The organism is Flavobacterium tagetis, assembly GCF_016735615.1.
Classification (GTDB): Bacteria; Bacteroidota; Bacteroidia; order Flavobacteriales; family Flavobacteriaceae; genus Flavobacterium; species Flavobacterium tagetis.
On sequence record NZ_JAERSF010000003.1, the window covers coordinates 39,573 to 52,447 of the forward strand.

General features: G+C 34.6%; 10 protein-coding genes and 1 pseudogene. All 11 read left to right on the plus strand.

Going from position 1 to position 12,875, the window contains the following annotated elements; genetic code table 11:
- Positions 1-32: 32 nt before the first annotated feature.
- A complete protein-coding gene (locus JI750_RS14375) occupies positions 33-1,688 on the plus strand; it encodes a peptidase domain-containing ABC transporter (RefSeq protein WP_202003245.1) in 1,656 nt (551 codons plus the stop codon).
- Between the two features lie 2 nt (positions 1,689-1,690).
- On the plus strand, positions 1,691-3,043 hold the full coding sequence (locus JI750_RS14380) for an HlyD family secretion protein (protein WP_202003247.1): 1,353 nt from the start codon (positions 1,691-1,693) through the stop codon (positions 3,041-3,043).
- A gap of 1 nt (position 3,044) precedes the next feature.
- Complete coding sequence (locus tag JI750_RS14385) at positions 3,045-4,442, plus strand: TolC family protein (protein WP_202003250.1); 1,398 nt, start codon at positions 3,045-3,047, stop codon at positions 4,440-4,442.
- Positions 4,443-4,668: 226 nt separating this feature from the next.
- Positions 4,669-5,472, plus strand: a complete 804-nt coding sequence (locus tag JI750_RS14390; protein ID WP_202003254.1) for a DUF2490 domain-containing protein — start codon at positions 4,669-4,671, stop codon at positions 5,470-5,472.
- A gap of 89 nt (positions 5,473-5,561) precedes the next feature.
- A complete protein-coding gene (gene nagA, locus JI750_RS14395; protein WP_202003256.1) occupies positions 5,562-6,683 on the plus strand; it encodes an N-acetylglucosamine-6-phosphate deacetylase in 1,122 nt (373 codons plus the stop codon).
- Positions 6,684-6,839: 156 nt separating this feature from the next.
- Positions 6,840-8,054: a hypothetical protein gene (locus JI750_RS14400; RefSeq protein ID WP_202003258.1), complete on the plus strand. Its 1,215-nt coding sequence runs from the start codon at positions 6,840-6,842 to the stop codon at positions 8,052-8,054.
- The gene (locus JI750_RS14405) at positions 8,045-9,073 is read left to right on the plus strand and encodes an NHL repeat-containing protein (RefSeq protein ID WP_202003262.1); all 1,029 of its coding nucleotides are present in this window, start codon (positions 8,045-8,047) and stop codon (positions 9,071-9,073) included. Before JI750_RS14400 ends, JI750_RS14405 begins: the two co-directional genes overlap by 10 nt.
- Positions 9,074-9,407: 334 nt before the next feature.
- Positions 9,408-10,439, plus strand: coding sequence for a methionine ABC transporter ATP-binding protein MetN (gene metN, locus JI750_RS14410; RefSeq protein ID WP_111426488.1), 1,032 nt, complete (start codon positions 9,408-9,410; stop codon positions 10,437-10,439).
- Positions 10,432-11,085 (plus strand): methionine ABC transporter permease MetI, encoded by a 654-nt coding sequence (locus JI750_RS14415; RefSeq protein WP_202003265.1) that lies wholly within the window; start codon positions 10,432-10,434, stop codon positions 11,083-11,085. The genes metN and JI750_RS14415 overlap by 8 nt, the downstream gene beginning before the upstream one ends.
- Before the next feature lie 77 nt (positions 11,086-11,162).
- Positions 11,163-11,975: a methionine ABC transporter substrate-binding lipoprotein MetQ gene (metQ, locus tag JI750_RS14420; protein WP_202003268.1), complete on the plus strand. Its 813-nt coding sequence runs from the start codon at positions 11,163-11,165 to the stop codon at positions 11,973-11,975.
- Between the two features lie 162 nt (positions 11,976-12,137).
- A pseudogene (ku, locus tag JI750_RS14425) lies at positions 12,138-12,830 on the plus strand (non-homologous end joining protein Ku); the annotation flags it as partial.
- Positions 12,831-12,875: the final 45 nt, after the last annotated feature.

Genomic DNA, 12,875 nt, shown 5'->3' on the forward strand with positions numbered 1-12,875 from the left:
ATGTAATAATCTTGTATTTATACTTTAAATTCATGACACCATTCAAACGATTTTACAACTTATTGCAGCTAGATAAGCGCGATGTGTATCAAATTATCTTCTATGCTGCATTTGCAGGGTTAGTAAATCTTTCTCTGCCTTTGGGAATCCAAGCAATTATTAATTTTATTCAAAGCGGACAGTTGAGCGTCTCGTGGATCGTTCTCGTAATTCTGGTTACGGTCGGAGTAGGCTTTGGAGGAGTGCTGACTATTTTGCAGCTTCGTATTGTAGAAAATCTGCAGCAGCGAATTTTTGTTCGATCTTCTTTTGAATTTGCTTATAGGATGCCCTTAATTAAATTTAAAGAAATGTACTCGGAGTATGCTCCAGAAAAAGCAAATCGTTTTTTCGATACTTTGATGGTACAGAAAGGAACTGCAAAACTATTGCTTGATTTCTGTACAGCGTTCCTTCAGGTTGGTCTGGGTATCATTTTATTAGTGCTTTACCATTCTTTCTTTATGGTAATCGGACTCCTTTTTATTGTCATATTATATGTCATTTTTAAATTTTCGTACAGAGACGGTTTAGAAACCAGTTTGAACGAATCGAAATTTAAATATAAAGTAGCAGCATGGCTTCAGGAAATTGCACGCAACAGAGAAAGTTTCCGCAGAAAAGGAGCTTTTGAATATGCTTTGGAAAGAAATGACGGCTACGTAACCAATTATGTCAATTACCGCGAAAAACACTTTCAGGTAATGAAGAAACAATATATTCAGCTTACTATTTTTAAAGTAATTGTTACTGCTGCCTTATTATCGATCGGTGGTTTTCTGGTAATTCACCACCAAATGAACATAGGGCAGTTCGTAGCAGCTGAAATTGTGATTGTATTATTGATCAACTCGGTCGAAAAAATTATTTTCGGACTGGAGTCTTTCTATGATGTTTTGACTTCTGTTGAAAAAATTGGTCAGGTGACCGATATGGAAATTTCGTGTGTTCCTCAAACTTCAGACAAAACAGAAAAAGGAATCAATATCGAAACCGAAAGCATCAGTTACAATTATCCAGAACACAATAAAAAATCACTTAAGAATATTAATCTAAAAATTGCTCAGGGAGAAAAAATCATTCTTACAGGAACAAATGGTGCGGGAAAAAGTACTTTACTGCGACTTCTTTCTGGGGTTTTAGAACCTGAAAGCGGTGCAATGTATGTGACTGATAATTATATGAATCGTCTTAACGAAGATACTTATAGAGCACAATCGGGAACACTTTTGCAAGGTGATACACTTTTTGCGGGAACCATACGCGAGAATATTGTTTTTGGAAATGAAAAACTAAATAGCGATGATTTAAAATGGGCTTTAGATAATGTTGGACTGACACCATACATTAAAACTTTTGAGAACGGATTGGAGAATCAAATCCATCCCGGCGGTCGTGAACTTTCTGCTTCTGATGTTCAAAAGATTCTTTTGGCAAGAAGTATTGTGGGTAAACCAAATATCTTATTCTTAGAAGATCCGGTTGATAAAATGGACGAAATTACTTCGAGTAAAATTGTTGATTTTTTACTTTCTGATGAAAATGACTGGACGGTTATTGTAACTTCTAAAAATGATGTTTGGAAAAGCAAATGCAGTCGTATGATTACGATTGATGACGGAAAAATTATTAACGACATAAAGCTTTAATCATGCTCAACCTATCTAAAGATAACAACGTACTTATAACGCCGGGCAAATACAAATCGATTACAAGCGTTGCCCGAAGACCTCATTACGAAATTTTAAACAAAGTCATAATCGGATTTTTGATTTTTGGTGTTGCCTGTCTTTTTCTGCCTTGGACACAGAATATTTCGGGAACTGGTTCTGTTACGACTTTAAAGCCAGACCAAAGACCGCAAACTGTTCACAATGCTATTGCTGGTAGAATCGAAAAATGGTTTGTAAAAGAAGGTGACTATGTAAAAAAAGGAGATACAATACTTTATATTTCGGAGATTAAAGAAGATTATTTGGATCCTAATCTTGTTGATAATACTAAACAGCAGGTAGATGCCAAAAAAATGGCGGTAGAATCGTATGGAGATAAAGTAAATTCTCTTGATGTTCAGGCACAATCGCTTAACACAGAAAGACAGTTGAAATTGCAGCAAGCGCAAAATAAAATTCGTCAGTCTCAGCTTAAAATAAAAAGTGACAGTATGGATTTGGTTGCGGTAAAAACACAGCTTCGAATTGCAAAAACACAGTTTGACCGTTCGACTGCTTTAAATAAAGAAGGTTTAAAACCAATGACAGATGTCGAGCAGAAAAGATTAAAACTGCAAGAATCTGAAGCGTATGTAATTACGCAGGAAAATAAATTACTGAGCAGTAAAAACGAATTGATAAATGCAAAAGTAGAAATCAGTAGAATCACTGCTGAATATGCTGAAAAAATATCAAAATCGAGAAGTGATAAGTTTACGGCTTTAAGCACGCAATACGATACAGAAGCTCAGGTAAATAAATTAGAAAACCAATATACTAATTACAGACTTAGAAATGGTTTGTACTACATTACAGCTCCACAGAGCGGTTATGTAAACCGTGCTTTGTTGGCTGGTCTTGGAGAAACAATTAAAGAAGGAACTCCTGTTGTAAGTATCATGCCGTCTAAATATGATATTGCCGTAGAAACGTATGTAGATCCAATCGATTTACCGCTGGTGCATAAAGGGGCAAAAGTTCGCGTTTGGTTTGACGGTTGGCCGAGAATTGTATTCTCAGGATGGCCAGGATTGTCTTATGGAACTTACGGAGGAAAAGTTGTTGCGATAGAAAACTTCATTAGTCCGAACGGAAAATACAGAATTTTGGTTTCGCCGGATGGAGAAGATCGCCATTGGCCAAAAGAATTGAGTATTGGTGCTGGAGCACAGAGTATTGCATTGTTAGAAACCGTTTCAGTTTGGTATGAGATTTGGCGAAACTTAAATGGTTTCCCGCCAAACTATTATAATTCAGGAGAAAAAGAAGAAAAAGGAAAGGAGAAAAAGTAAAATGAGAAATCTTGTAAAATTGTTTTCTTTCTTATTTCTATTGAGTTTTTCTACACTGCAGAGCCAGAATTTTAATCAAGAGGAGCTTACTTTTATTGAGTATTTGGGATATGTGAAAAAATATCATCCGCTCGTAAAACAAGCCAATCTTGAAGTGACAAACGCTCAGGCAAAATTGATGCTGGCTCGAGGTGGATTTGATCCAAAAATCGAAGTAGATTATAATAAGAAAGAATTTAAAGGCACAGAATATTATTCGTTATTAAACAGCAGTTTCAAAATTCCGACTTGGTACGGAATTGAAGTTAAAGCAGGTTTTGACGATACAGAGGGACAATATTACAATCCGCAGAACAAAACTCCAGAAGCAGGTTTAACCTCGCTAGGAATTAATGTTGCTTTGGGGCAGGGAATGTTCATTAACCAAAGAATGGCTGATGTTCGTGAAGGAAAACTTAACGTGAAACTAAGTGACGCACAGCGTAAATTGAGAGCAATTGAAGTTTTATACCAAGCAAGTGAAGCTTATTTTGAATGGAGAAAAAGCTACAACGAGGCTGAATTGTATAAAAATTACTTAGGTTTTGCCAGCACTCGCTTTGAAGGTGTTAAAAAATTAATTGCAGCTGGAGACGCGCCAGCAATTGATAGTGTTGAAGCTAAAATTACTGTACGAAACAGAGAACTGAATGTTGAAAACGGAAATTTAAAACTGGCAAAAGCAAAACTGAAACTAGCTAATTTTTTATGGATAGAAAATGTTCCGGTTGAATTGGGAGATTTAGTGAAACCAGAGCAGAATTTAATTCAGACCATAGAAGAGACTTTAAAAACAGATGCCATGATGGTTGATGTTGAATCATTAGATTCGCACCCAAAAATTCAGTCTCTGGAAACTAAAATAGATATTTTGGAAGTCAACCGCCAGCTGAAAGCCAATTCGTTGCTTCCAAAAATTAATGTGGGTTATAACTACATTTCAGAACCAAATTACTGGAATAATTTCAACGCTGATGATTATAAGTTTAATATCGATTTCAGTTTTCCGATTTTCTTAAGAAAAGAACGCGGAAGTTTAAAAATGGCAAAACTGAAAATTCAGGACATGCAGTTTGATATCGGACAGCAGCGATTAGAATTAAAAAATAAAATCAAAGCACAGCAGACTGAAATTGCTTCTTTAAGAAAACAGAAGGTCGTAATCGACAATCTGGTAAAAGATTATATGACTATGCTGAATTCAGAAGAGAAATTGTTCTCATTTGGAGAAAGTTCAATTTTCTTGATCAATTCAAGAGAAAATAATTTGGTTAGCGCAAAATTGTCTCAAATTAGTTTAGAAAACCAGTTTTATCTGTCTAATGCCGAGTTGTACAAAATATTGGCAAATCCAGATTAATTTAAAAAATATGTAGGCTGTACCAATCTGCATCATATTAATTTTCAGAATTTGAGTTTAAAAAGCTTTAGAAATTTTTCTAAAGCTTTTTTTGTTTTATAGAAATGTTTAGAAAAGCGGTTTCATGTTATAATATGAAACCGTTTTTTCAAAACTTGAAATAGTTCTTTCTTTAAATTTGATAGACTTTCGTATTTCGCAGCCGTTAATTTAATCTAGACCACATATGAATTTATTAAAAAGAAGTTTTCTTTTATTCTGTTGCATCATCCTTTCTCAAGTTTTAAAAGCCCAAGACGCTCCTTACACAATGGGATTTATTCCTGCATCTATAAGCGAAGTTGACGTTGCATTTCCGTTAATAGAAAAATGGCATTTGAGCGGTCAGGCTGATATGCAACTCGTTACTCAGGGAGCTTACACAAATGGAAATCCTTTTGAATACACACAGCGAAAAGTAATACGACCTTGGATTATTTATTCTGGTTTTAAAAATATGAAGCTTTGGTTAGGATATGCACACAATCAGAAATATGCGATAGAAGAAGCTGGGAATTATAAAACTTTAGAAAATAGGCTTATCGTTATGGGAACTTATACCCAAGAAATGCCGAAAGGATCTCTTTTTGAACAAGTGCGTTTTGAAACTAAATTTTTTGACGATAGAAACGGTAATCATCAAACTATACCAAGGCTAAGAGCTCGTTTTGGAGTCAATCATTATTTAAGACAAAGCAAAGAAAAACCAATTTTTCTAGCGCCCAATATTGGGTATTATACCGAATTGATGCTCAAATTTGCGTCGAAAGATTATGCTGAAGAACATTTTGATATTTTTAGATTATCGGTTTATTATACTGCTGGAATTACGCCAAATATCCACTTCTTAGCAGGCGTGATCGGACAAATGCAGCTGCGAACCAACGGAACTCAATTTGATGTTTACTACGGACCAATGGTTTCAGTAAAATACAGCGTAAAACCTAAAGAACGTGAAACTTTCGATAGCGTTGATGGTGGCGCAGATTAGCCAAATTATTTCTGACGATTTTAAAACAGTTTGTTTTGGTAAAAACTTATAATATTTAACTTTGGAATGTTATAAGAAATAAACCAAAAATGAAACAAGCGATTATAAATGCTGTCGTACACACAGGAGAAGAAATAATAGACAATGGAGTTGTAGTTGTAGAAAACGGAACTATTATTTCGGTGCAGAAAGAAATTCCAAACGAAATTAAGACAATAGATTTGGGCGGAAATCATCTTTCAGCAGGATTTATAGATATTCAAATTAATGGAGGGGAAAAATATTACTTCAGTCAGACACCAAACGAAGAAACCATTCAGGATATTTACGATGCTAGTATGAAATACGGCACAACGCATGTTTTGCCTTGTTTGATATCTTCATCAAGAGAAACTATTTTAGAAGGAATTGAAGCGGTTCGCAATTACATGAAAAAGCATAAGAATGGTGTAATTGGAATGCATTTAGAAGGGCCATTTTTAAATCCGCAAAGACGTGGAGCACATAGCATCGATCAGGTTAGAAAACCTACTGATGAAGAACTTGAAGAAATCATCAGCAAAGGAAAAGACGTTATCAAAGTCATTACGATAGCTCCTGAGTGTTTTACAGAAAAACAATTAAATATGCTGATTGAAAGTGGCATTACGATTTCAATCGGACATTCTACCATTACACATAAAGAAGCACAGCCTTATTTTGCAAAAGGAATCAATCTCGTAACCCATTTATTTAATGCTATGACACAGTTTGGACATCGTGAGCCAGGATTGGTGGGCGCTGTTTTTGAAAATGAAGAAGTTTATGCTCCAGTAATTTTAGATGGTGTGCATTGTGATTATGCTGCTGCAAAAATCGCTTATAAATTAAAACAGGACAAATTCTTCTTAATTAGCGATGCTACATTTTTAGGGCGTAAAGTAGCCAATTTTAAATGGGACAATTTTGATGCACACTTAGTTGATGGTTTCTACAGAAATGACGACGGGAATCTTGCTGGCGCTTCAATTTCAATGGCAGAAGCTGTGCAAAATGCTTATAATCATCTACATGTTTCTGCTGATGAAGCGATAAAAATGGCGACCACAAGAGTAGCCACTGCTATTGGTTTGCAAGGAAAAGTAGGAAAAATCGAGAAAGGTTTTCCTGCAAGCTTTGTTGAATTCGATTCTGATTTAGCTACAATCAAAACTTTAGATTTTAGGGAATAGAGACTTTAAAATCTGACCTTTAAGTATAGTAGTAGTTTACAAAAATTTACTTTTAGTAAACTTTTGGTTCGTATTTTTCTTGCAATCAGCTTGTATATACAAAGTATATTTATAGTTTTGCACGGATATTTAACCCCAAACCTACTTTACTTACTGATGAGAAAAAACACTCACTTTTTTGTATTTGCCTTATTGGCAAGTATTCTTTTAGGCTGTAGTGACGATGGAGATTCGTACAAGCCAAATTACCTGTCAAGCATTGATGCCACAGCTTTGCCTGCAGAAAATAAGCCAATGACCATGTTTGAAGATAACGAAGATCCTTCAATTATGTACAATAAAGCAGATCGCTGGTTTAGAGTAAATGAACCATTTCAGGTTATTCAAAAAGGAAAAGATTCTGTACAAGTTTCACTTTATTCTCCAGTTGGACTGACAGATGTAAAAGTTTACGCAAAACTGCCGAATTACGATAAGAAATTTTTGCTTTTTAGTTTTTCAAAAGTTCCTGCTTTTCACCGTTCATTTCATAAAATTCCTTTGACGGAACAGAAAAATGATTATTTGTTGGAAACAGGAAACACTGTAACCATCGATAAAATTGAAGGGTTTTCATCTGGAGCAATTGAATTTTCTGTAGAATCAGAAGATCCTTTATTTCAAAAATTCAAAAAAATAAAATCAAATCATTTGGTTCAGTTTCACGATGGCTATCATATTAATGAATTGGGTAAATTTCTTCCAATGAATCCAGCTTTAGCAAAAGAAGCCATTACCATGATTATCAATTATTCTTATGCCTTGAGCCACCCATTGTATTACAGCACATTTACCAATTTTGATAAATACAAACAAGAACAAGCTGCTACAGCTGGAACAGGAATAAACGGCGCATTAAACTGGCACGGAAATGCTGAAGATGTAGATGGTGTTTACGATTATTATTCTAAAGAAGAAATAGAAAAAATATACTGGAATTATCTAGATAAAAGAACCGTTTGGATGGCTATGGTAGGAGGAGATTCTGCTTGGGGCGGAGGAAATCTTGCATCACAATGGGAATCTGGTTATGTAACTGGACATTGGGTTGGAGAAATGTCGGTTTGGTCGCACGAATATTCACATCATATTGGTTTTAGCCATAGCAGTAATTTAGCAAATAGTGGAGAAGGCGGGGGCCAGCAGGAAATGCTGACAGATTTTTATAAATACTTGATTCATTTAAATGATCTTCCATTTACAGATCCAGACGTTTTGAAAACGTATGAAAAAACAGCTTACGTAAAAGGAAGTTATAAAAAACCAGTGTTTAAAATTAATCCGAAAAATCCATTTTTAGTCAAATATAAAGGCGAAGGAAAATGGAATTAAAATATAAATTACACATGAAACATATTCTGCCCCTAATTCTAGCACTTTGTTTGTTTACAAATTGTAGTAAAGACGACGCAGCATCTAAAGATTATACTTACTATTATCCAACAGATGAAGCTTCAATTACTAACGAAAATATTCCAGGAAGCACAGAAGCTTTTGATCCGAAAGGAATCGCTATTGCAAACGAGAAATTATACGTGATTAACGGAAATGTGCTAGAGATTTTTAATGCTTTGACATTGGCTCACATTAAAACAATAAAAGAATATACAAAAGGAGCAACAACAATTCCTTTAATGAGTTTGACATCAGTTTCTATTGATAACGGACGCATTTACGTAGGTAGTACAGAATCAAGACTATTTGTTTTTGATGAAATTACAAATGCTGGAATCAGTACGGTTGGAAATGGTCAGTGGTGGCAAACATTTGTTCACGTTTTTGGTGTGGTAGCAAAAGACGGATTGGTGTTCGTAAAAGAAAAAGAAAAGAGTATAAAAGTTCTTGATGCTACTCAAATTACAGAAACAAGCGATTGGAATTTAAAGCCTATTGCCAAATTGAATACTTTAAACGGATGGACAGAAGTGTATTCAATGGATGTTTTTGACGGAAATCTAGTGGTAGCAGGAAGAGATGCAAAGAGCTATTTGTATTATAATATTGCGAACATTAAGGCTAATGCGGCAGCTTCGTTAACAACTCCTATTGAGCCGCAAAAAGTTCAATTTGTAGATATTAAACCTATTGCAGTATCATTCGCTAAAGATTGGGCAGTTACTTCAGAAAACATAGGAAGTGCATCTTATTTAAAATTATATCCAAAAACTGAATTCAATAAAATGAATTACAAAGCGGTTTTAAGCGTTTCTGATATTTTAGGACAAAATCCGTTCGGAACTATAGTAGGCACTGCTCAGCTTGACGATCGTATTTTCTTGTCGGATAATACCAATAAAAAAATCAGAGTAATAAAACTGAACAAATCAGTAATTGCAGAACAGAATAATTAAGATTTTAATTTTCAATATTTAAAAATCCAAATTCCAAACTTCAAATCGGAATTTGGATTTTTTTTTGTTTAATTTTTAAAAAGTCTATTAAATTGATAGGTTAATAAAAGTTTTAAGGATTTATAGCTATAAATTGAAAATAACTATTTAAATTTGCACTCGCTATGAAGAAACAGAACCAGAAAATGAATAATTTTTATCGTTACAACATGATGTGCTGTGTTGTTGTAATGGTATTTATTGATCTGGCTTAATATATAAAATGATAAAATTTATTTCAAGAAAGCCTTTCAACTAACTTATGGAAGGCTTTCTTGTTTTTAAAGTGTAAAGAATGATTGAATTAAAAAATGTAACCAAAACTTTTCATCAGAAAGACAGAATTGTTGCTGCTTTGTCTGATGTCTCTTTAAAAGTTCCTGAGGGGAAAATTTTTGGTGTAATTGGAACTTCAGGAGCAGGAAAAAGTACGCTGATTCGCTGTGTGAATTTGTTGGAAAGGCCAACTTCTGGCGAAATTATCGTTGACGGAAAAGCTTTGATGCAGTTATCAAACGCAGAACTGGCGATTGAAAGAAGACAAATCGGAATGATTTTTCAGCATTTCAATTTACTTTCTTCTAGAACAGTTTTTGAAAATGTGGCTTTTCCGCTAGAATTGGCTGGAACGTCAAAAAGCGAAATCAAAACACGCGTTTTAGAATTATTGCAGTTGGTTGGATTGGCAGAAAAAGCCAACGATTATCCGGCAAGTCTTTCTGGTGGGCAAAAGCAAAGAGTTGCAATTGCAAGAACTTTAGCCAATAATCCGAAAGTTTTATTGTGCGATGAAGCGACAAGTGCGCTTGATCCTGCAACGACAAGATCGATTTTAAATTTATTGAAAGATATTAACAAACGTCTTAATATTACCGTTTTGCTGATTACGCATCAAATGGAAGTCGTAAAATCTATTTGCGATGAGGTGGCGGTTATCAGCCACGGAAAATTGATAGAGCAAGGAAGTGTGGGCGAAATCTTTGCAGATCCAAAACATGAATTGACAAGAGAATTTATTTCTTCTTCGCTTCATATTGAAGTTCCTTCTGTTTATCAGGAAAAATTACAAAAAGAAGACAACGGAAATTTGAATCCGTTGTTGAAACTGGAAATGACAGGAAAATCGGTTAACGAACCTGTTATCTCAGAAGTTTCAAGACTTTTTGATACTGATTTCAAAATTGTAAGCGCACAAATGGATCAGGCAGGAGAAGTTAATTTTGGCGTAATGCTGATTGAACTTTCAGGAAAACGCGAAAATTACGATGCAGCGATTCAATATTTTAACTCAAAACACATTAAAACAGAAATAATAGGTTATGTCTGATTCTCTTATAGATTTATTGTTAAAAGGAACATGGGAAACCATTGTTATGACTTTTGTATCGGGCTTTTTCGGTTTTTTATTAGGATTGCCAACAGGAATTTTACTGTTCTTAACCCGTAAAAATCAGATTCTTGAACAGCCAGTTTTAAACAGAACTTTGTCAGTTGTGGTAAATATTTTTCGTTCTATTCCATTCATTATTTTAATCGTTTGGATGATTCCGTTTACACGTGCAATTGTTGGAACTTCAATTGGCGTTAGTGCGGCTTTGGTTCCGTTAAGTATTGGTGCAGCGCCATTTATTGCCCGATTGGTAGAAAATAGTTTATTAAGTCTTCCGTCAGGATTAATTGAGGCGGCTAGAGCCTTGGGAGCAACTCCTTTGCAAATCGTGTACAAAGTATTATTGCCAGAAGCTTTACCTTCTTTAATCAATGCAGCTTCAATTACTTTAATCACACTTGTCGGATATTCTGCAATGGGCGGAGCTGTCGGTGCAGGTGGTTTAGGACAAGTAGGTTATCAATACGGATATATTGGTTATGATGCCGTAACAATGAACTCCGTTTTGGCTTTATTGGTCATTCTGGTATTCGTGATTCAGTTTGCAGGAGATAGATTATCAAAAAGATTCGATCATAGATAAAGTTTAGTCGAAAGTCGAAAGTCAAAAGTCAAAAGTCGAAAGTCAAAAGTTTAAAAAATTAAAAAGATACAATTATTATGAAATTAAATATTTTAAAGTCTGCTGGAGTTTTGGCTTTGGCGCTTGTTTTATCCAATTGCGGAAATAAAAAAAATAACGATCCTCATTTCATAAAAGTGGGTGTGGCTTCTGGACCAGAATTGAAAGTAGCAGAAGCGGCTAAAAAAGTAGCGAAAGAAAAATTCGGATTGGAAGTAGAATTGGTTTCTTTTAACGATTATGTAATTCCAAACGAGGCTTTAAGTCAAGGAGATATCGATGCAAATGCTTTTCAGCACAAACCATATTTAGACGAGCAATCGAAACAAAGAGGATACAAATTGGCTATTATCGGAAATACATTCGTATATCCAATTGCTGGTTATTCTAAAAAAATAAAAAGCCTTTCGGAATTAAAAAACGAAAGCACGATTATTATTCCAAATGATCCAACAAACGGTGGACGTTCGTTATTGCTTTTACAGAAAAACGGATTATTAAAACTAAAAGATGGCGTTGGTTTATTGCCAAAAGTAACAGACATTGTAAGCAATCCTAAAAACTTAAAAATTTTAGAATTAGAAGCGCCTCAATTGCCAAGAGCTTTAGATGACCAAAATGTTTCTATTGCAATTATCAACAATACTTTTGCTTCTGCAGCTGGACTAGTTCCATCTCGCGATGCTTTATTTGTTGAAGATAAAGATTCACCTTATGTAAATTTGGTGGTAAGCCGTGAAGACAATAAAAACGAAGAAAAAGTAAAACAATTTTTACAGGCATTTCAATCTCCAGAAGTTGAAAAAGCTGCCGAGCAAGAATTTAAAGGTGGAGCTGTAAGAGGCTGGTAGTCTTTTAAATTATGAGTTATGAGTTATGAGTGAGACGAGTCTTACTTATAGCTCCTATTTTTTTGTTTGTAGCCTATAACTTTGTAATAATAATGCATTGATTTTGTAATGTTTAAAAGTGATTTCTAGTTTAATTTTAGGCTTATTTCTAAAACAAAAATTATGAGATCAATTTGGACAGGTTCGGTAAGTTTTGGATTAATTAATATTCCAATAAAAATGTTTTCGGCGGTACAGGAAAGCAGTTTGGATATGGATATGCTTGATGCTAAAGATCATGCGAATATCAAGTTTAAACGCGTCAATGAAAATACGGGAAAAGAAGTTGATTTTGCGAATATCGTCAAAGGATATAATCTAGAAGGCAAATATATTATTCTGGAAGATTCCGATTTTGAAGCTGCAGATGCCATTAAAACCAAGACAATCGATATTGAAAGTTTTGCTTTCGAAAAAGAAATTCAAAGTATTTATTACGAACAACCGTACTATCTTGAACCTGATAAAGGCGCACTGAATGCGTACGGATTGCTTCGCGATGCGCTTGAAGCTTCAGGAAAAGTGGGGGTTACCAGATTTGTATTGCGAAACAAAGAAAGTCTGGCAATTTTGAAACCTTATAAAAATGTCATTGTTTTAAATAGAATTCGATTTGAACAGGAAATTAGAAGTACAGCGGAATTAAAACTGCCGCCAATGTCCAAAAAATCAACAAAAGAAATGGATATGGCCGAAAAACTAATCGATCAGCTGACTGAGAAATTTGATATTTCAGGTTTTAAAGACGAGTATACTGCCAAGCTTTTGGATATCATTAAAAAGAAAGCCAAAGGAAAACCACAGAAAGCAGCTCCAAAATTAAAAGTCGTACACAAACAAAGCGACGACTTAATGGAAATG